Annotated in this window: 19 protein-coding genes; 11 read left to right on the top strand and 8 right to left on the bottom strand. The window is 51.7% G+C overall.

The genetic code is table 11. The features are described from left to right. Positions 1-53 precede the first annotated feature (53 nt). Positions 54-1,400 carry an alpha-L-fucosidase gene (locus BUB30_RS30900; protein WP_084138486.1) on the bottom strand — a complete coding sequence of 449 codons (1,347 nt, stop codon included), beginning with the start codon at positions 1,398-1,400 and terminating at the stop codon, positions 54-56. A 43-nt stretch (positions 1,401-1,443) separates the two neighbouring features. On the opposite strand from BUB30_RS30900, the gene BUB30_RS30895 reads away from it, so the two are divergent. From BUB30_RS30895 to BUB30_RS30870, 6 genes are all read left to right on the top strand, one after another. Next, positions 1,444-2,739: an aminopeptidase P family protein gene (locus BUB30_RS30895; RefSeq protein ID WP_073142288.1), complete on the top strand. Its 1,296-nt coding sequence runs from the start codon at positions 1,444-1,446 to the stop codon at positions 2,737-2,739. Between the two features lie 9 nt (positions 2,740-2,748). Next, the gene (locus BUB30_RS30890; RefSeq protein WP_073142286.1) at positions 2,749-3,549 is read left to right on the top strand and encodes a DUF4198 domain-containing protein; all 801 of its coding nucleotides are present in this window, start codon (positions 2,749-2,751) and stop codon (positions 3,547-3,549) included. A gap of 6 nt (positions 3,550-3,555) precedes the next feature. Further along, entirely contained in the window at positions 3,556-3,969 is a 414-nt protein-coding gene (locus BUB30_RS30885) for a RidA family protein (RefSeq protein WP_073142284.1), read from the top strand. Positions 3,970-4,136: 167 nt separating this feature from the next. Beyond that, complete coding sequence (locus BUB30_RS30880) at positions 4,137-4,850, top strand: sulfotransferase-like domain-containing protein (protein ID WP_073142282.1); 714 nt, start codon at positions 4,137-4,139, stop codon at positions 4,848-4,850. 189 nt (positions 4,851-5,039) lie between these two features. Then, positions 5,040-5,909 (top strand): aminotransferase class IV, encoded by an 870-nt coding sequence (locus tag BUB30_RS30875; RefSeq protein ID WP_245804204.1) that lies wholly within the window; start codon positions 5,040-5,042, stop codon positions 5,907-5,909. 4 nt (positions 5,910-5,913) lie between these two features. Beyond that, a complete protein-coding gene (locus tag BUB30_RS30870; protein ID WP_073142279.1) occupies positions 5,914-6,486 on the top strand; it encodes an NUMOD4 domain-containing protein in 573 nt (190 codons plus the stop codon). 72 nt (positions 6,487-6,558) lie between these two features. Here BUB30_RS30870 and BUB30_RS30865 read toward each other — a convergent pair whose 3' ends face one another. Together BUB30_RS30865 and BUB30_RS30860 are read right to left on the bottom strand one after the other, a co-directional pair. Then, a complete protein-coding gene (locus BUB30_RS30865; RefSeq protein WP_073142277.1) occupies positions 6,559-6,939 on the bottom strand; it encodes an Hsp20/alpha crystallin family protein in 381 nt (126 codons plus the stop codon). A gap of 321 nt (positions 6,940-7,260) precedes the next feature. Then, positions 7,261-7,719 carry a YybH family protein gene (locus tag BUB30_RS30860; protein ID WP_073142275.1) on the bottom strand — a complete coding sequence of 153 codons (459 nt, stop codon included), beginning with the start codon at positions 7,717-7,719 and terminating at the stop codon, positions 7,261-7,263. A 130-nt stretch (positions 7,720-7,849) separates the two neighbouring features. Between BUB30_RS30860 and BUB30_RS30855 the strand changes: the two genes are divergently transcribed. The 4 genes from BUB30_RS30855 to BUB30_RS30840 all read left to right on the top strand — a co-directional run bounded on the left by BUB30_RS30855 (position 7,850) and on the right by BUB30_RS30840 (position 12,680). Further along, on the top strand, positions 7,850-8,488 hold the full coding sequence (locus BUB30_RS30855; protein ID WP_073142272.1) for a GyrI-like domain-containing protein: 639 nt from the start codon (positions 7,850-7,852) through the stop codon (positions 8,486-8,488). Between the two features lie 317 nt (positions 8,489-8,805). After that, entirely contained in the window at positions 8,806-10,497 is a 1,692-nt protein-coding gene (locus tag BUB30_RS30850; protein ID WP_245804203.1) for a S8 family peptidase, read from the top strand. Positions 10,498-10,760: 263 nt separating this feature from the next. Next, complete coding sequence (locus BUB30_RS30845; RefSeq protein ID WP_073142270.1) at positions 10,761-11,678, top strand: aspartyl protease family protein; 918 nt, start codon at positions 10,761-10,763, stop codon at positions 11,676-11,678. Between the two features lie 93 nt (positions 11,679-11,771). After that, the gene (locus tag BUB30_RS30840) at positions 11,772-12,680 is read left to right on the top strand and encodes a cupin-like domain-containing protein (protein ID WP_073142269.1); all 909 of its coding nucleotides are present in this window, start codon (positions 11,772-11,774) and stop codon (positions 12,678-12,680) included. Here BUB30_RS30840 and BUB30_RS30835 read toward each other — a convergent pair. Beyond that, on the bottom strand, positions 12,675-13,304 hold the full coding sequence (locus BUB30_RS30835; RefSeq protein ID WP_073142267.1) for a hypothetical protein: 630 nt from the start codon (positions 13,302-13,304) through the stop codon (positions 12,675-12,677). The two genes, BUB30_RS30840 and BUB30_RS30835, sit on opposite strands and share 6 nt — an antisense overlap. A gap of 214 nt (positions 13,305-13,518) precedes the next feature. Here BUB30_RS30835 and BUB30_RS30825 point away from each other — a divergent pair, with 214 nt between their 5' ends. Beyond that, positions 13,519-15,987, top strand: coding sequence for a penicillin-binding protein 1A (locus BUB30_RS30825; RefSeq protein ID WP_073142263.1), 2,469 nt, complete (start codon positions 13,519-13,521; stop codon positions 15,985-15,987). A gap of 9 nt (positions 15,988-15,996) precedes the next feature. Here the strand turns inward: BUB30_RS30825 and BUB30_RS30820 are convergent, their stop codons facing one another. The 4 genes from BUB30_RS30820 to BUB30_RS30805 form a co-directional block, all read right to left on the bottom strand. Beyond that, positions 15,997-16,989 (bottom strand): MlaD family protein, encoded by a 993-nt coding sequence (locus BUB30_RS30820; RefSeq protein WP_073142261.1) that lies wholly within the window; start codon positions 16,987-16,989, stop codon positions 15,997-15,999. Positions 16,990-17,000: 11 nt separating this feature from the next. Continuing rightward, entirely contained in the window at positions 17,001-17,780 is a 780-nt protein-coding gene (locus tag BUB30_RS30815) for an ABC transporter ATP-binding protein (protein ID WP_073142259.1), read from the bottom strand. Further along, positions 17,777-18,535 (bottom strand): MlaE family ABC transporter permease, encoded by a 759-nt coding sequence (locus tag BUB30_RS30810; protein ID WP_073142258.1) that lies wholly within the window; start codon positions 18,533-18,535, stop codon positions 17,777-17,779. The genes BUB30_RS30815 and BUB30_RS30810 overlap by 4 nt, the downstream gene beginning before the upstream one ends. Positions 18,536-18,644: 109 nt before the next feature. Next, a complete protein-coding gene (locus BUB30_RS30805; protein WP_084138485.1) occupies positions 18,645-19,190 on the bottom strand; it encodes a low affinity iron permease family protein in 546 nt (181 codons plus the stop codon). Positions 19,191-19,235: the final 45 nt, after the last annotated feature.

The following is a 19,235-nucleotide window of genomic DNA, read 5'->3' as shown; positions in this document are numbered from 1 at the left end:
AAGGAGCAGAGAGTTTAGCTCTCTGCTCCTTTTTTATACACACCTATCATTAATCATTTTAATTCCAGTTCGATGATCGTGTCGATCTCGTCGAGGCTTGCTTTGGGAACTTTGAGGGTGATGCCGTAGTCGTTCTCCAGAAATTTTATTGGCGTTTTGCCGGGGAAAAGCGTAGCCGATTTTATTTTCTTGCCCCAGGAAGGGATGGTGATGGATTCGTCGAACCAGTTGAGGAGATGGACGTATACTTTGTTGCCTTTTTGAGTGGTGACGCCCCAATCGCGGGCCGTAAGCGGACCGCCGCGGGTGCCGTAGATAGTTTCGCCGTTCACGTTGAGCCATTCTCCCACACCTTTCAGCGAAGCGATGTGCTCGGGTTGGATCTTCCCATTCGGCATAGGCCCCACGTTAAGTAAAAAATTAGCGCCATAGCCTGCCGCCTTCACCAGGTATTGCACCAATTCCTTTTTCGATTTGTGATGATCGTCCTTCAGATTAAAGCCCCACGAATTGTTGATGGTCTCACAGGTTTCTTTCGGCAGCGCGCCCACCGTTTGCTCGCCCGAAAAGCCCGTGGTGTTGTGACCCGGTAGGTCTTTCTCGAACATCTGGAAATCTTCACCGTCAAAGGGCGTCACGTGGTGGTTGCTGCCCACCAGGGCTCCGGGCTGAAGTTTATGAATGAGTGAGTAGGTCTTTTGCAAACGCCAGTCGGCGTTCTTCTTGTCCCACATGCCATCGAACCAGATGCCGGCCACTTCACCATAGCCGGTGAGCAGTTCGGAAAGCTGGGCATCCATGTAGTCGAGGTATTTGTTCATGTCGCCGCTTTCGGGACGGCCGGTCCAGCTTCCACCCGTGGAGCCGCGGGGAAAATAGTCGGGGCTGTGCCAGTCGAGCTGGGAATGGTAGAAGAAAAGCTTGATGCCCTCCTTGTGACATTCGTCGGCCAGCATCTTCAGCACGTCTTTGCCATAGGGTGTGCGTTTCACGATGTTATAGTCCGACACCTTGCTGTCCCACATGGCAAAGCCATCGTGGTGCTTGCTGGTGATGGTGATGTATTTCATGCCGGCGGCCTTGGCCATTTGCACCCAGGCCTTCGGGTCGAAGTCGGTCGGGTTAAAAAAGGTGGGAATCTTCTCGTAGATCTTCACGGGGATCTGTTGCTGGTTCATCACCCACTCGCCATCGCCCAGCACGCTGTAGACACCCCAATGGATGAAGAGACCGAATTTGGCATCCTGAAACCATTCGCGGTTTTTCATGTTCTCAGGTGTAGGTTGATAGGTCTGTGCAAGGGTTGGGGTGGTCAGTAATAGTAGTCCGAGCAGCACACCTACCGGCCACGGTTTATGTCGGGCAGATTGCCGGAGCGTTGAAATTCTGGTTGTCTTCATTGAGTTTTAATTAAATTGCGTCATTGAAAAATAAGGATTCGCTATGAGATACAAAAGCATCGGCAAAGAACTGTTTGTCGCCAACCGCAAGCGGCTGCTCAAAGAACTGAAGTCACACAGTGTGGTGGTGGTGAACGCCAACGACATTAACCCCACCAACTCCGACGGCACGATGCGTTTCCGGCAAAACAGCGACCTCTTCTATCTCACCGGTGTCGACCAGGAAGAAACCATCCTGGTCCTTTGCCCGGGCTTCCCGGATAAAAAATTTCGCGAAGTGCTTTTCCTCCGCGAAACCAACGAACAGATCGCTACCTGGGAAGGCCACAAGCTCACCAAAGAGGAAGCTCGCAAAGCCACGGGTGTTGAAACCGTTCAGTGGATCTCCGAGTTTCCCCGCCTCTTTCATACCATGATGGTGATGGGCGATGTAGAACATGTCTACCTCAACACCAACGACCACTATCGCGCCGATGTCGCCATTGAAACGCGGGAGATGCGGTTTGTAAAATCCTGTCAACAAAAATATCCCCTCCACAAATACGAACGGCTGGCCCCGATCATGCACGGCCTGCGCAGCGTGAAGTCGGATGCCGAGATCGACCTGCTCCAACGGGCATGCGACATCACCGAACAAGGCTTCCGGCGTGTGCTCAAGTTTGTGAAGCCGGGAGTAAAAGAATATGAGATCGAAGCCGAGTGGGCCCATGAATTTCTGCGCAACGGATCGCGTGGGTTTGCCTACGAACCCATCATCGCATCGGGCGCCAATTCGTGTGTGCTGCATTATATTGAAAATGACAAGCCCTGCCAGGACGGCGACATCCTGTTGCTGGACGTGGGCGCCGAATATGCCAACTACAACGCCGACCTTACCCGCGCCATTCCGGTGAATGGCAAGTTCACGAAGCGTCAGAAGGAGGTCTACAAGGCCGTGCTCCGCGTGCAACGTGAGGCCATGAAGATCCTGGCGCCGGGTGTGAAATATTACGACTATCACAAGGAGGTTCAGAAGATCACGGAAAGCGAGTTGATCGGTTTAAAGTTGTTCGACAAAAAAGATGTAAAAAATCAGCCCGCCGACAGACCCTTATTTGCAAAATACTTCATGCACGGCACCAGCCATCAACTGGGGCTCGACGTACATGACGTGGGCAACATGTATCACGCCATGCAAGTTGGACAGGTGTGGACCGTGGAGCCTGGGATCTATATTCGTGAAGAAGGCTTGGGCATACGCATCGAGAACAATGTGGTGATCCAGAAACGCGGTGTGCTCGACCTGATGAAGAACATTCCCATCGAGGTGGAAGAGATTGAAGACCTGATGAACGCCTGATCGCTGCTTATGCAAAAAAAAATCACCTCTCTCTTGTTGCTGATCATTGCTGCGGGCCTCGCACAGGCCCATGAGTTTTGGCTACAGCCCGTCAACTTTTTTTTGAAACCTGGCGAGCACCTGGTGGTCAGCTTCAAAGTGGGTGAGAATTTCGCGGGAGAACCCTGGGATCTGACCACACACAAGATCGAACGCCTCGACCTGTACCACCTCAACCAATCCCGAAGTGTACGAGACAGTGTCGCTCCGGGTGCCAAGAACAATCTTTCACTCCGCATCCGGGAAGAAGGCACACACTTGCTCGCGATGCAAAGCGACAATACGTTCATCGGCATGGAAGCCGACAAATTCAACGAATATCTGAAAGAAGACGGCCTGGATGAGGCGTATGACCAACGTAAGAAAACTAACACGCTCACCGAACCGTCCAAGGAATATTTTATGCGATACACCAAGTTGTTGGTGCAGATGGGTCACAAAACGGACAACACGTTTAGCAAGATCGTCGGCTTTCCACTGGAGATCGTGTCCGAGCAAAATCCTTATGCGTTGAAGCAGGGGGATGTGATCCGATTTAAAGTATTGTATAACGGCAAGCCCTTGTTTGGCGCGAAGGTGCGCATCTGGAACCGGTTCGACAGCCGCACTACCATTCAAAACATCTACACCGAAAAGAACGGCGTCGTGGAGACGCGGGTGAGCAACCCGGGAATGTGGATGGTGAGTGTGGTGAAGATGGTGCCTAGCACACAGGAAGGTGCCGATTGGCAAAGCTATTGGGGCAGTCTCGTGTATGGTGTTCATCAATAAAAATGTATGAGTGAAATACAATCTTCACAAGCGCCCGAACCGGTTGGCGCCTATCCGCACGCACGCCGCGTGGGCAACCTGTTGTTCCTCTCGGGCGTGGGTCCGCGAAAGCGAGGTTCTTCCGAAATCCCGGGTGTGACCTTGGACGATCAGCGTCGCATCGTGCGCTACGACATCGAACAACAATGTCATGCCGTGTTTCAAAATGTGCGATTTATCTTGGAGGACGCCGGGGCGCGGTGGGAAGACCTGGTGGACGTGACGGTTTTTCTGACCAACATGAAACAGGACTTCCCCGTGTTCAATGCGATCTATGCACAATATTTCAAGACCGATCAACCTTGTCGCACAACGGTTGAGGTGAACGCGTTACCCACGCCGATCGCCATCGAACTGAAGTGCATTGCTGCGATCCGCTAAAGGCATCTTCGTTTTACATGATCTTCGGCGAATTCCACTGATCCTTGGTCCGACCAATTTGCCGGGTCAGGTTTTTTCAAAGCGTTGTTCCCTATTCAACTTCCACCCTAAACCTGCAACATTCTCCCCCGGAATGTTGTATTTTAGTAAGAGCCAAGACCTGCCGCATGATCCGCATCAATCTTATTTCGGGACCCCGCAACATTTCCACAGCACTCATGTACTCCTTCGCGCAACGGAGCGACACCACGGTGTTGGACGAACCCTTCTATGCGTTCTACCTTCATGCCAGTGGCGTGTATCATCCCGGCAAGGAAGATGTGTTAAAGACCCAGCCGCTGGACTACAAAGAAGTCTATGCCACGCTGTATCAGGAATGGGAGAAGCCTGTGCTCTTCATCAAGAACATGGCCCATCACCTGGAGTTGATGGACGAGGCGATGCTGGCCGGCCTCACCAACGTGTTTCTCATCCGAAACCCGCGGCAGATCATTGCCAGCTATGCGCAGGTGATCGAGGCCCCCACCCTGCGCGACATCGGCATCGAGTACCAGGCATCGTTGTTCAAACGCTTAAAAGACAACGGGCAGGATCCGGTGGTGTTGGATTCGGCTGGGGTGGTGGAGCATCCAACGGCCATCCTAAAGCAGCTGTGCAAGCGGGTGGGCCTACCGTTTGAGGAGGCCATGCTACAGTGGCCCGCGGGACCCAAGTCTTACGACGGGGTGTGGGCGCCACATTGGTATGCCAACGTGCACCGCTCTACCGGCTTCGAGAAACAGCCGACCAGCAGCCGGCCGTTGCCGCGCTCCCTGGAATCACTGAACGACACCGCCCAACGCTACTACGCGATGCTGTTACCATTTTCGTTACAGCCTTGACGTGGAGTGGAATTAATCTTTAACTTTATCATCGGAGCCCGTTGTTGAACCTATCCGGTTGTGAACTGTTAAGTCGTAGGAGATAAGTAGGTGTCTTGACGCATGGACGTTCTTGCACGATGCGGAACGATAGCGCGCCGGTTAAAATAAAATATGCTACAGAAATACGATGTCCGTAATGCCAACATCATGGTGCATGTTGGCGGTAAGTTATTGCCTCGCAACGAGGCCAAAGTGTCGGTGTTCGACAGTGTGGTGCAGGGTGGCGATGCCGTGTGGGAAGGACTGCGGGTATATGCCGGGGGCATCTTTTGTTTGAATCATCACCTGGACCGGATGCATGCTTCGGCGCATGCGCTGGCCTTCACCGACATTCCATCCAAGGCCGACATCCGGCGTGCGATCTTCGAGACGTTGCAGGCCAACGGCATGCGCGACGAGACCCATATCCGTCTTACGTTGACCCGGGGTGAGAAGATAACGTCGGGCATGGACCCGCGGTTGAACACAAAAGGATCATGTTTGATCGTGCTTGCGGAGTGGAAGCCCTTGGTGTATGACAACACCCGGGGTATTCGCGTTATTAGCTCCTCGCAACGCAGAAACAACCCGCAGTTCTTGGATTCTAAGATTCATCATAATAACTTGTTAAACAATATACTCGCTAAGGTTCAAGCCAATGTAGCGGGTGTAGATGCTGCCGTTATGCTGGACCCTCAAGGCTTTGTAGCAGAACTTAACGATACCAATCTTTTTATGATAAAAGATGGAGTAGTATTTACACCGTTCCCCGATGCATGCCTTCACGGTATCACGCGAGGCCTTGTGATAGACATATGCCATTCCCTTGCGCTTCCGCTACAAGAGCGCAACCTCTCCCTTACCGAATTCTACAACGCCGACGAAGTCTTTGCCACCGGCACCATGGGAGAATTGACCCCGGTTACCGAAATGGACGGCCGCGCGATCATCAATCGCGCAGGACGTAATCTGCTGCCTACCCTCCAGGAGCAGTTACATTTACTCATACCAAAACTATCTGAACCCTTACTATTTTAAACCTATGGCGAAAACAACCAAACAACCCAAATTCAAGTCCTTGGCGGGGGAAACCTGGAAGGAATTGAAACTAAAGAAAGGCACGACCACCAAGCGGTATGCCGTTTCTGACAAAGGACGCATTGTGAGCTTCAAGGAGAAGCTGGATGATGGCTATGCACTCAAACCCAGACTTACTCAAGGTTATCCCAGCATCACCATCGGCCGGGAGGAAACACGCCAGAATTACTACATCCATCGTCTGGTGGCGGAATACTTTTGCAAACAGCCCGGAACACTCTACAACTTCGTTATCCACGTCGACCACAAAAAAGAGAATAACAAATCGGGCAACCTGCGCTGGGTGAAACACGAGGATCAGATCAAACACGCACTCAAAGACCCCAACGTACTGGTGCGCATGAACCCCGACGAAGGCCCCAAACTCACGGCCGACAAAGTGAAAGTGATCAAGCAAGCCCTGTTCAAATCCAAGAAACAGCCTACACTGAAGGCCCTTGCCAAAAAGTACAGGGTTTCCGACATGCAGATCCACCGGATCAAAACCGGCGAGAACTGGGGACACGTTAAGGTTTAAGCTTAGCTGACTAAAAAGAAAAAGGCCGGTGCAAACAAAATGCACCGGCCTTTTCATTTATGCGACGAAAGATCACTCTTCGCGCGTAGGAATGTTCTTATGATAGCCTTGCGCCAGGCGGTTGAAAGGAAGCTGAATGACCAGCTCACTTCCCTCTACATGGGCATTGATGTTGGTGACGTCGATGAAATAGGGTTGCGGTTGATTGTAGACCGTGTGCGGCAATTGCACTTCTTTGTCGAACGAAACAAAATTGCGGACATAGAATACAGACACCGTGTTATCGTTTACTTCCAGTTGAATGGTCTCCGGATCGATACCGGGAACCTTGACACGCATCTCCCTGAACTGATCGTGTTTCTTTATGTTTACCACAGGCTCCGTTCTGCCTCCGTTCAAAGTGTTCATCACGTCTACCGAAGTAAGCAACTCATAATACTGTTCTTTTTTCATGTTGTGTTTCTCCTTCCTGATTCCATAAGATCAACCTCTGTACCAGATCAGGGACTTGTGCCAAAACGTCATGATTCTAAAAGCGTTGTGGCCATTTTGGCTTTTCCTTGAAGGTTTCCGGCTGTCGACCAGCCTAAACCGGCCTGATTGGGGCATTTCCCCTGGGCCGCTTGCAAACCTTTTCGGAAGACTTCCCTTTTCCTGTGGGTCGATCCTATCTGCACAAACACGATCGGCGTGTGAAACGCTCCTCGCCTGCCCAGAAAAATGTGTAAAATTTTACACACTGGCCTGGGATGGTCTCAGGGTTGGGCTGGCCATTTACTGGGTTTTATCCCGGTTCCAGATGTCTACCTCCAGGCGGTAGCTGCCGTCGGGTTGCTGGCGCCAAACATTACAATATTTGACCGAGGTGGTGAACGTGGAGTCGTTATAAAGGATCTTGAAATGGGTGCGGCCGGTTTCATAGATCACTTCCGGTGTGCCGGCGATCGAAATAGTTTCGGTTTCCATCGACAGGGTTTTACTCGTCTTCATGTCTTCTTTCCAGTATTGACGAATGTTGTCGCGACCTTTCACAAAGTCGTCGCCGTTGGGGCAGAGGGTGGCGTTTGTGCCATAGAACAACGCGAGGCTATCGGCATTGGCCGTCATAAAATAGTGGCCCAATTGGGTGTTGTTTTTCTTTACGATGCTTTCCAACTCGGCAGCGGAGATCTCCTTGCGGCTGCAGGCGGCGCAGAGGCCCGCGATGAGTACGATACAAAGGACGGCTTTCATGATCAGGTTAGGTTTAGGATGCTCAAGATAGGCGTTATCGGTTTTAAAAAATATAACCCGTTTTTCGCTACTGACATACGGCTGTCAACTGCGTGGCCCTTCTTTGTTCATCCAATAAAAAATAATCTTCATGGAAAAACTTGATCTGGCAAAGAAGTACCGGGCCTACTACACGGCCAAACCCCATCCCGAACTGGCAACGATCGAGCCGGTCACCTATCTCTCCATCTCCGGCCAGGGCGATCCGTCGTCGGAAGCATTTGGCAAAAAGATCGAGGCGTTGTATGCGGTGGCCTATGGCGTGAAATTTTTGAGCAAGGCCGATCACCGCGATTTTGTGGTGCCGAAGCTGGAAGGATTGTGGTGGTTTGATGAGGAGGCCTTTGGTGGCGTATCGATGGCGGAGGCACCTTTGAAGATCCCGCGTCACTTGTGGTATTACCGGCTATTGATCCGGATGCCCGATTTTATAACACCTGCCCGGGTGGCGGAGGCAACGGCGAAAGCCTTTCAAAAAAGGAAAGTGGTGACGATAAACGAGGTGGGGTTGCACGACATGAAACAGAGAACGGTGGTCCAGATGCTGCACACGGGGTCGTTTTCACGCGAGCCCGAGACACTGGAGAGGATGCAGATGTTTATAATGGACCACAAGCTTACCAAAGCTGGTCTGCACCAGGAAGTGTATCTTTCTGACTTCAGAAATACGGCGGAAGTGAAACTTAGAACCATCCTGCGAGAACCCGTGGAAACGACCGACCCAACCTAGCGCCAGTCATGAATTTTTCTTCTTCTTTCGCCGACGGCTCGTGCGTGCGGTTGTAATGGTCCGCGTAGCCCAGCAGTAAGGTGAAAAAAAGTATAAATGTTGTAAAGACTCCAATCATAAGCGTAGTGGTGGTGTTGTGGTTACAAATATGGTTGATCGGGCACGCGTAGACTTGGCGGTCTTGAGGCAGGGGGCACGAAGGTAAGATCGGCAGGACTTTTGTGTGTTTTCCATCCGGAAAACCGTTCGTATAACGTTTCTATAATTTAAACTTTGCCTCCTTAACTTGCCCCATGCCCATTGAAAATCAAGTCTTTATGATGAAAAACGCCACCCGCTTCCTGATTTTTCTGATCGTTTTGGTCCATGTACGAGATGTTTGGGCCACACACCCCACACCCGAAATTCAGGACACGACAACGGTGCCGAAGGATTGGTTCTTACGCGATCCCGAAACCGACCACCTGCAGGGCCTCAGTGTGGAAAAAGCCTACAACACGTTGTTGCGTGGCCGTCCATCCAAAACCATCGTGGTGGCCGTGATCGATACTGGTATCGACATCAATCATGAAGACCTTAAAGATGTGATCTGGACCAATGAAGACGAAATCCCCGGAAACGGCATCGACGATGACAAGAATGGCTACATCGACGATGTGCACGGCTGGAATTTTATCGGTGGCAAGAATGGTAATGTAGAAAAGGATACCTACGAAGTGACCCGTGAATACGCCCGCCTCAAACCCCGCTTCGAGCACGCGGATGAAAATAAGATCGCCAAAAAAGATAAGGCCGAGTATGCCCTCTATAAAAAGGTAAAGGCAAAATATGAACACGACTTCAAATTCAACAAAGATCAGTTCGATCAATACAATCAACAATACCAGGTCTATATCAATGCCTTTGGCACGTTGAGTTTCTGCGACAGCCTGCTGCGCGCGCAGGGTGATGGACAAACACTGACCAAAACGTCGCTGACTGCCATCGCGCCAAAAAATGACACCATCCGCTTCGCCAAGGAAACGTTGCTGCGCGTGTTGAAAGAAACGGACGATAGCACTTCCGTTACCGCCTTTCTGAACGAGCTGGATGGATACCTGAAGCAGTTGAAAGAAGGCGTGGACCACTATGGCACGGCCGTTGACTACGGCTACAACATGAGCTACAACCCGCGCGACATCGTGGGCGACGATCCCAACAATGTGCACGAGAAATATTATGGCAACAACGATGTGACGGGTCCCTATGCGCGGCATGGCACACACATCGCCGGCGTGATCGGTGCCAATCGCAAAAATAATATCGGCATCCGGGGCATCGCCGACAATGTGCGCATCATGTCGGTGCGGGCATTGCCCAACGGCGACGAGCGGGATAAGGACATTGCCAACGCCATTCGCTACGCTGTCGACAACGGGGCGCAGGTGGTGAACATGAGTTTCGGCAAAAAATTCTCGCCCAACAAAGACCTCGTGGATGCGGCGGTGAAATATGCCGAATCCAAAGGTGTTTTGCTGGTGCATGCCGCGGGCAATGACAACGACAACCTGGATCTGGAGCCCGACTTTCCGAACCGCACCTTTCAAAAGGGCGGACAAACAAAAACCTGGATCGAAGTGGGCGCTTCCTCGTGGGGAGCCAACGAAAACCTGGTGGCCGACTTTTCGAACTATGGCAAAAAAACGGTAGATGTATTTGCTCCCGGTGTCGAGATCTATTCCACCATTCCCGACAACGGCTATGAAGATCTGCAAGGCACCAGCATGGCGTGTCCCACCGTGGTGGGTGTTGCCGCGTTGTTGTTCTCTTATTATCCCGACCTCACGGCCAACCAGGTGAAGACCATCATCGATCAGTCGACGCGCAAGTTTGCTTCGTTGAAAGTTACTCAACCCGGCACAGCCAACGAGGTGACACTCGACAATTTGAGCATCACCGGTGGTGTCATCAATGCTTACGAGGCCGTGAAGCTTGCCGAATCGATAAAATCGACGCCTGCCAACAAGTAAAGCGTACACAAACCGTTCACTATCGACACAAGAAACATGCAAACGCCAGTCGTTTGCATTTTTTTTTGATCGTCAGCAATCAAAAATCCCGTCATTGACGTGAAGGTTTAGTTTGATATTTACCGACTTGCCTACCGCTTTCGCGTGAAACCCTTCAGCAGTTTCACCAGGGCGATGTTTCGAGGGTGATAAAATATCCGCCTTTACGCGTGTTTCCCACGAAGTAGAGGAGAGGTAGCTTTTCTATTGCAAACGCTACTTCCATGAAAGCCTTTATCAAAATTTCCTTTTTCAATTTGTTGCTTTTAGTCGCCATACTCGGCAACAAATCGACACTCGCCAACGTAGGTTTCTCGATGCCGGATTCTGTGCGCGAGGTAACTTTTCGCTATAAGACTGTTCAAGGGCTCATCCTCTTGCCCGTGATCATAAACGACACCGTGAAAGTGAATCTCATTCTCGACACCGGCTGCCGGAACCTGGTGTTGTTTGGCAAGCGCTTTCAAAAACTCTTCGACATCCAGCCGGGCAGGGAAGTAAAATTCTCGGGCCTTGGCGCCGGCCACCCGGTGGTGGGTGGTGTTTCGTTGAACAACAGAGTGTCGATCCACGCGGTGATCGGCGAGCGCATCCCGGTAGTGGTGGTTCCGCGTCAGAATATTTTTATAGAATACGACAATGTCCATGGTGTGATCGGCTACGACATTTTCATCAAGTTCGAAGTGGAGCTCAACCCCGAAGAGCACATCATTACCTTCCGGCCGGCGGCACGGGCCGAGATCCCGGCGGAGTATGAGCGCCTTCCCATCCGCGTGGTCGATTCGCGGCCGGTGATCAGCTCGCGCATCTTCTTTACGGGTCAGGAAGGTCAATCGTGCGACCTGATGATCGACACCGGCTCGTCGCTGGGGCTTTTGTTGAAAACGACCGATCTGACCAAATATCCCTCGGGCTACACGAAAGGTGTTTTGGGACGGGGGCTGAACGGCAACATCGAGGGCACCGAGGCCTATCCGGACCGGCTGCTGGTGGAGGCGTTCGAGATCATGGCGCCCAAGGCGGGCATTGTGTATTCGCAGTGGCACGATTCTGCGTCGGTGGGCATGGAGGTGATGCGGAACTACTCCATCGTGCTCAATTACTGCAAGGCCTATGTCGGTTTCAAAAAACTCCGGATGTAACAACTCATCCCAGGGCTCGTCATTGTGACCGGATTTACCGTGTTTATTTAAAAATATCGGGTTATTTTTGTCAAAGACTCAAATATCCCGGATATGGCCTTAGACGTGCAGACTCCTGTTCCCGTGGTGGACGGCTCCACCATGACCCGCGAAGAATTCTATGCCCAATATTACCGCCCTCAAAAACCGGTGGTCTTGCGTGGCCTGTGGAAACAATATCCGGCATACTCGAAGTGGACCATGGACTTTTTCAAGAAGACGATGGGCAACATCGAAGTGGGGCTTTTTGGCAACCGCCCCGAAGACATTTCCAAAACCCTGCAAGTGCCCAACGCAAAGATGCGTTTCGATGAATACCTGAACCTGATCGAACGCGAGCCCACCGATCTGCGGTTGTTCCTCTTTCCCGTTTTCAAATACAAACCCGAGTTGCTGAAAGATTTCGGATATCCTTCCATTGCCGGGGGCTATATCAAGATCCCGTTCATGTTCTTTGGTCCACCCAAATCCATCGTGCGCATGCACCAGGACATCGACATGAGCAACGTGTTTCTCACCCAGTTTCACGGCCGGAAGCGCGTGATCCTGTTTGCGCCCGATCAATCGACTTTGTTGTACCGCTTACCTTTCAATGTTCACTCTACCGTAGATGTAGACCACCCGGACTACGATGCCTACCCCGGATTGAATTATGTGAAAGGCCAATCGGCCGTGCTCGAGCATGGCGACACCTTGTTCATGCCCAGCGGCTATTGGCATCACATCGAATATCTCGAAGGAGGTTTTGGTTTGTCGGTGCGCACCATGGCCTATAGCTGGCAGATGAAATTGCGGGGCGTCTATAACCTCACCGTCCAACGGACCACCGACAATATCATGCGCAAGATGAACGATGAGAAATGGTTCATCTATAAAAAGAAGCTCGCGTATGAGCGGGCGGAGAAAGCTATCCAAAAACTGGATGGGACCTCCTCGATGCCTCGCGCCACCGTGGGATCATAGGCTTTCGGCTTTCCGTTTCACATTGTTATGAAATTCCGAGATCGCCTTGGTGTGCAAGGGCGGATAGACACGCGTGTCGCGAAAATTTGAACCGCTTTTGTAATACGTATGATGGAATACTTCCGTAAACCCTTCCGGTGTTTCCTTTAAGCTGATGTGTTGAGAGCCTTCGGAAGCGCCGCCTTTCATATAACACAACTTCAAGGAATGTTCTTCATCGTTCACCTCCATCACTTCATGCGCGACGGCCAGGTTGAACAATCCGCCGAAGAGGCGCAGGTTCAGGATGATGACCTGGCCTTTTTCCATGCCTTCGTAGGGATCGTACATATACGTTATCCTGTCTTTTGAGCGATTGTATTGCAAACCGAAGCCCACCATTTCGCCACGCCAGGCTTCCTCGGGGCTGATGGTTTTGTAGATCTCCCAGACTTCCGCCAAACGCCGGTGTATCAAAAATGTTTTGGCGTGTTGGTGGTAGGTGGCCAACCGGGACGCGTCCGTGCAAACGGGAATGAGTATGGGAAACTGAGCGGTGGTGGTGATGCCTTTATCGGTCAGGAATTTTCTGACTTTTTTTTGTTTGATCTTTTGGAGATCGATAAACGTGGCGGTCGGGGTCATGGTCGATGCAAAAAACCGGGGTGTAGCGATGCCGGCGGCGACAAATTACATCTTTTCAAAGTTGTTTTTGTGTTGTCTTATAAACTGCTTTTTTCAGAGTTTCGTCGGCTTCCTTTCCGGGTTGCCGGACACGGAACTTTTTGGTGCAGGGCACGATTTGCGCCCTAGTTTGACACTCACTATCTTCCGCCCCCGGTTGGTGGTGTAACGGACTATGGAAGAACAACTCAGGAAGCTCAGACGCAGTATTCGCTATTATTATATTCTGGGGCTACGCAAAGCCCGGCCGCTGCTGCATGTGTTGCGCGTACAATACGAGCGGGTCCGCGAATACTACAGAACCCATCCCCGCGCCCGCAAATGGACCCTGATTTTGGGTCCGCCGTTTGGCGCTGTGTTCCTGCTTTTCCTGGTCGTGTGGATCGAAACCCCCAGCAACAAAGAACTCCGTAACATCCAAAACCAACAGGCCTCCGAAGTCTATAGCGCCGACAGCGTGCTGCTGGGACGATACTATATCCAGGATCGCACGGAAGTTAAATACGCTGACATTTCTCCCATGGTATTCGACGCCCTCATCGCCACGGAAGACGTGCGCTTTTATGAACACGAAGGGGTGGACTTTATCAGCCTAGGGCGCGTGCTGGTGAAATCCATTTTGCAACAGGACGAATCTTCGGGGGGCGGCAGCACCATCACACAACAGCTCTCGAAGAATCTCTATCCGCGAAAGCGCTATTGGATCCTTTCCATGCTGATCAACAAATTGCGCGAAGCCATCACCGCCCGTCGTTTGGAGGGCATCTATTCCAAACAGGAACTGATCACCTTATATCTCAACACGATCCCATTTGCCGACAATACCTTTGGCATACAGGCAGCCGCGCAACGCTTCTACTCCACCACGGCAAAAAATCTGACCCTTGACCAGGCCGCTGTACTGGTGGGTATGTTAAAAGCCACCACCTATTACAATCCGCGCACCTACCCCGACCGTGCTTTCAACCGGCGCAACGTGGTGTTGAGCCAGATGGTGAAGTACAACTATATTACGGAGCGCAAATCCGATTCGCTGCAGGTGCTGCCTATTGAATTGAAGTACAACAAGATCTCGCACCACCAGGGGCTGGCGCCTTATTTTCGGGAGTATCTGAAAGCTGAATTGCTCACGTGGTGTAAGAACAACACCAAGGAAGACGGCTCCACCTATAATCTCTACACCGACGGCTTGAAGATCTACACCACACTCGACTCGAAGTTGCAGGACTATGCCGAGAAGGCCGTGAGTCAGCAGATGGCCGATGTGCAAAAACAATTCTTCGATCACTGGGGAAAAGAAAAACCCTGGAAAGGCAAGGAAGAGGTGGTGACCGAAGCCATCCATCGCTCGGCGCGCTACCGCCAATTGAAGTCGCGCGACCTGTCGGAAAAGGAGATCATGAAGATCCTGAAAAAGCCTATTCCCATGCGCGTGTTCACCTGGAAAGGCGAAGAGGATGCAGAGATCAGCCCGATCGACTCCATTAAGCACCATTTGCAATACCTCAACGCCGGTTTCCTGGCCATGGAACCGGAGACCGGAAAAGTGAAAGCCTGGGTCGGTGGCATTGAACACGACTTCTTTCAATACGACCACGTGAAGGCCTCCACCAAGCGGCAGGTCGGTTCTACATTCAAGCCCATTGTCTATGCCATGGCCATCGAGAAGGGTGTGCCGCCGTGCGACTTGATTTCGGCTGGTCAGCAGACCTACATCGATAAAGAAGGTGAAAAGTGGACGCCGCGCAATTCCCAAAACGACTACCAGGTGGAGTATACTATGCGGGGTGCGTTGGCTTATTCGGTCAATACCGTAGCCGTGAAGTTGATCCAACTCGCGGGAGTTGACAACACCATTGCGTTGGCGCGCAAGATGGGTGTCAACAGCGAGATGCCCGATGTGCCTTCGATCGCGCTGGGGTCGTCTTCTATTTCATTGATCGAGATGACGGGGGCGTACTCGTGTATCGCCAACGAAGGCGTGGCGAATTTTCCGTATTATATCACGGGGGTGCGCGACCTGGAAGGAAAAGTGTATACCGATTTTAAACCCGAAGGCACCGGCAAGCGGGCCTTGTCGAAAGAGACGGCACAACTGGTTACCCGCATGATGCAGACCGTGGTGCACGAGGGCACGGCTTCACGGCTTCGCTGGCGTTACGGGATCTACAACGATGTGGCTGGTAAAACCGGTACAACCCAATCCAACGCCGACGGCTGGTTCATCGCCATGACGCCGCACCTGGTGATGGGCACCTGGGTGGGTGCCGACGATCCACGCATTCGCTTCCGCTATACCGAACTGGGCCAAGGCTCCAACACGGCCCTGCCGATGGTGGGCTATTTTATGAAACACGTCAACCAGGATCCGGCATTCAAAAATCTTTCCGACGCCAAGTTCAAAACCCTTCCGCCGGTGTTGCAACGCGAGTTGGATTGCGACTTATATGAATTGAGTGATACGCTGGTCGCGCAGATCAAGCGCAAGGTCATGCAACGCGATTCGCTGATTGCCGCCGACACTTCCAAGGCGCCACCGAATGAAACCTTTCTTGAAACGTTGTATAAGCGCAAGCTCAAAATACAGCGCGCCAGTCAGCCGGACACGACCAACATAAGTCCGCTGAAGGTTCTGGGCGGATAGCGATGTGCGTTACGGATTGAGTTGAGCAGCCTTTGCTTTTTCTTCAGCTTTCTTTTGTTTACGGAAATAGCCTCGCAGCAGGAAGTTGTGTTTCAATGCTTCCATGTTCGCATCCAGCTTTACTGACGCCGACTCGGCATTTCCTAATGTGGCCCTGAGTTTATTGGCAAAGGCGGTGTCGGCCAGCAGCACGCCGATAGCGTTGTCGTTGCTGTTGATCTTGGCGATGACCGCTTTCAGATCTTCCGACATTTGCTTGGAGTTCTTTCCCACTTCGGCCACGTTGTTGAGCGCCTTTTCGAAGGTGACCGCATAGGTGGTGTCCTCGATGAGCTTCGTGACCAGGCCATCGCCATTCTTGATTTCACTCAGCATCACTTGCAGGTCGGCCGTAGCGCGGTTGGTATTTTCACCGGCATTTTTCAAAGACACGACAGCTTGACGGATGTCGTTCGAAAGCGGGCCATCTTGCAGTAAATCGCCGACGATGCCCTCGCCTTTCTTTAGTTTAGCCGTGATGACCTTCAAATCTTCGGTGAGGGAGCGTGTATTGGAACCCACATCTTTGGCGATGTTGATGAGTTCCTGGGTGTCGGTGGGTGAAAGCGAATTGATGGTGTCGTTGTCCTGGATGACCTGTTTGTCGTTGCCCGTGCGGATGACCACGATCTTGTTGCCCACCAGGCCGTCGGAGCCGATGAACGCGGTGGCGTCTTTTTTGATGAATTCGTTTTGCTTGTCGCGTAAGGAGAGGGCTACAATAACCTTTCCTTCCGAAACGATCTGCACGTGTTTCACCGTTCCGATCTTCACGCCGGAGAGCCACACTTTGTCACCTTCCTTCAGGCCCTCGATGTTTTTGAAGACCGCCGAGATGGTGAAGGTCTTGTTGAAGAAGGTGTTCTCCCTTCCGATATAGAACAGGATGATGACGAACAGGAGGAGGCCCCCGAGTACAAAGGCACCCAGCTTTATGTTTTGTTTCACTTCATTGGTTTCCATAGCAGGTGTTTTTAATAGTTAAAGAATGGTTGCAGGTCGGGAGCATTTTGCTTTTTCAGTTCATCGAAGGTCCCTCCCACTTTATTGCGACCGTCGAACAACCCCACGATGCGGTCGGACGTTTGCCGGGCACAGCTGATGTCGTGGGTGATGATGATGGAGGAGGTGTTGTACTTGTCTCTTACCCGCAGGATCAACTCGTTGATCTCGCCTGAGGTGACGGGGTCCAGTCCGGCGGTGGGTTCATCATACAGCATGATCTTTGGGTTTAGGATGAGCGTGCGGGCAATGCCAATGCGTTTTTTCATACCTCCCGAAAGTTCCGCCGGGTTCATGTCCCGGGCCGATTCGAGGCCCACGTCTTGCAACGCCGACATCACTTTTTCATTTAGCTGCTGACGATCATAAATACCCAGGTTTCGTTTGAGCGGAAACTCCAGGTTCTCGCGCACCGACATAGAATCGTACAGAGCGCTGAGTTGAAAAGAAAATCCGATCTGGAGTCGCAGTTCGTTCAATTCCTTGTTAGACAGGTTAGGGACATCGTAGCCCAATACGTTTATCGATCCGGAATCGGGCTTGAGCAAACCCACCATAATTTTGATGGCGACGGATTTTCCACTTCCTGACTTGCCGAGGATGACGAGGTTTTCCCTTTCAAAAAGTTGGAGATTGAAATCGGTGAGCACGTCGCGGTCGCCGAAGCTTTTATGAACGTGCTGCATCTCGACCACTACCTTGCCACGGGTATCGGGTTTAGAATCTATGATGGTGTCGGTTTGGGGTCTCATTGGGCGCGGAATAAGGTTAGGACTTGCAACGAGACTAAGTCGATCACAAAAATAAAGATCATGGAAACCACCACGGCCGTGTTGGCTGCCTTGCCCACACCCGTTGTTCCTTTTTCGGAATGATAGCCCGCATAGCTTCCCACAATGCCGATGGCAAAACCGAAGAACGCAGATTTGACAAGCGAAGAAAAGATATCGAGATAGGTAACAACGGCCGATACCTCGTTGATAAAAAGCGTGAAACTCGTCTTATTGATGGCATGCACCATAACAAACGAGCCCATCAGGGCCACGATGTCGGCAAAGATCACCAGTAAGGGTAGCATGAGGGTGGTCGCCAGCACACGGCTCACCACCAGGTAGGCATAGGGTCGGGTGCCGGAAACTTCCATGGCGTCGATTTGCTCCGACACCTGCATGCTGGCCAACTCGGCCCCGATGTTAGAGCCCAGCTTGCCCGCGCATATCAATCCCGTGATGAGTGGCCCCAGCGAGCGCACCACCGCCTGCGACACCAGCGACGGCAACCACGACTCGGCGCCAAACGACGCCAGCGATGGCCGCGACTGTTTGGTGAACACGATGCCCGCCAGGAAAGAAGTGAAGACAATCAGGAATAGGGACCGGTTTCCCAACAGGAAACATTGCCGCAGGGTTTCCTTCACCTCGAAGGGCGGATAAAAAGCCTCTTTGAAAAATCTTTTTATAAACCTGAAGACCTCGGCCAGGGCAATAAGGAATTTTCTGAATTTCATTCACATCTGTGTTACGTGAAGAGACTCAGAGAAATAATGTGCCAGATGATTATCCGGCCTGTCGTTCTCTTAAAACGGCTATTTCACGCATTCATCGGATGGAAACTCGCTATGACTGTGGAGATTGTTCCACACTGTCTTTGGGAGGCGATTTCCTTTTTCTCTTGGCAGTGTGGACGCGCAAAGCGTCATCGATGGAGTGCGAACCGTAAAGGTCCTTTTCCTTTTCGGCCAATACCGACAGCTGGATGTAAAATTTCTTCAGCACCTGCAGTTCGTCTTCCGTGAGATCTTCGACATCCACGAGCCGGTTGCTGGCATTTTCCTGTGAAGCAATCAGTTCGTTGAGCTTCAATTGCAAGGCCATGGTGTCGCGGTTTTGCGATTGTTGGATGACAAACACCATGAGGAAGGTGATGATGGTGGTGCCGGTGTTGATGACCAACTGCCAGGTGTCGGAATATTTAAAGATGGGCCCGGTGATACCCCAAACCACGATCACACAAAACGCAGTGATAAAGGCGGCGGGGCGACCGGCAGCGCGGGTCACATATTTTGAGATCTTGTCAAAGAGCTTCACTGATTTGGCAGGAGGCTTAGGAGCGATTTCTTGAGGTAGTTTCTTGTCGTCGCTGGAAGGCGTTGTTGAGTTCATATAAACAGTGGTTATTTCCGGTTTGTAGCCAAATTACTGAGCATT

Origin of the sequence: Chryseolinea serpens (genome assembly GCF_900129725.1) — a bacterium.
GTDB lineage: Bacteria > Bacteroidota > Bacteroidia > Cytophagales > Cyclobacteriaceae > Chryseolinea > Chryseolinea serpens.
The sequence above is the reverse complement of the archived record's forward strand: the minus strand, read 5'-3'. Positions and strand labels throughout refer to the sequence as shown.

Coding starts and splice junctions, on each gene's coding strand:
- BUB30_RS30900 (WP_084138486.1), bottom strand. CDS start 1,400: ATGAAGACAACCAGAATTTCAACGCTCCGGCAATCTGCCCGACATAAA.
- BUB30_RS30805 (WP_084138485.1), bottom strand. CDS start 19,190: ATGAACTCAACAACGCCTTCCAGCGACGACAAGAAACTACCTCAAGAA.
- BUB30_RS30865 (WP_073142277.1), bottom strand. CDS start 6,939: ATGAAAAAAGAACAGTATTATGAGTTGCTTACTTCGGTAGACGTGATG.
- BUB30_RS30860 (WP_073142275.1), bottom strand. CDS start 7,719: ATGAAAGCCGTCCTTTGTATCGTACTCATCGCGGGCCTCTGCGCCGCC.
- BUB30_RS30835 (WP_073142267.1), bottom strand. CDS start 13,304: ATGACCCCGACCGCCACGTTTATCGATCTCCAAAAGATCAAACAAAAA.
- BUB30_RS30820 (WP_073142261.1), bottom strand. CDS start 16,989: ATGGAAACCAATGAAGTGAAACAAAACATAAAGCTGGGTGCCTTTGTA.
- BUB30_RS30810 (WP_073142258.1), bottom strand. CDS start 18,535: ATGAAATTCAGAAAATTCCTTATTGCCCTGGCCGAGGTCTTCAGGTTT.
- BUB30_RS30895 (WP_073142288.1), top strand. CDS start 1,444: ATGAGATACAAAAGCATCGGCAAAGAACTGTTTGTCGCCAACCGCAAG.
- BUB30_RS30870 (WP_073142279.1), top strand. CDS start 5,914: ATGGCGAAAACAACCAAACAACCCAAATTCAAGTCCTTGGCGGGGGAA.
- BUB30_RS30845 (WP_073142270.1), top strand. CDS start 10,761: ATGAAAGCCTTTATCAAAATTTCCTTTTTCAATTTGTTGCTTTTAGTC.
- BUB30_RS30880 (WP_073142282.1), top strand. CDS start 4,137: ATGATCCGCATCAATCTTATTTCGGGACCCCGCAACATTTCCACAGCA.
- BUB30_RS30885 (WP_073142284.1), top strand. CDS start 3,556: ATGAGTGAAATACAATCTTCACAAGCGCCCGAACCGGTTGGCGCCTAT.
- BUB30_RS30850 (WP_245804203.1), top strand. CDS start 8,806: ATGATGAAAAACGCCACCCGCTTCCTGATTTTTCTGATCGTTTTGGTC.
- BUB30_RS30855 (WP_073142272.1), top strand. CDS start 7,850: ATGGAAAAACTTGATCTGGCAAAGAAGTACCGGGCCTACTACACGGCC.
- BUB30_RS30840 (WP_073142269.1), top strand. CDS start 11,772: ATGGCCTTAGACGTGCAGACTCCTGTTCCCGTGGTGGACGGCTCCACC.
- BUB30_RS30875 (WP_245804204.1), top strand. CDS start 5,040: ATGGTGCATGTTGGCGGTAAGTTATTGCCTCGCAACGAGGCCAAAGTG.
- BUB30_RS30825 (WP_073142263.1), top strand. CDS start 13,519: ATGGAAGAACAACTCAGGAAGCTCAGACGCAGTATTCGCTATTATTAT.
- BUB30_RS30890 (WP_073142286.1), top strand. CDS start 2,749: ATGCAAAAAAAAATCACCTCTCTCTTGTTGCTGATCATTGCTGCGGGC.
- BUB30_RS30815 (WP_073142259.1), bottom strand. CDS start 17,780: ATGAGACCCCAAACCGACACCATCATAGATTCTAAACCCGATACCCGT.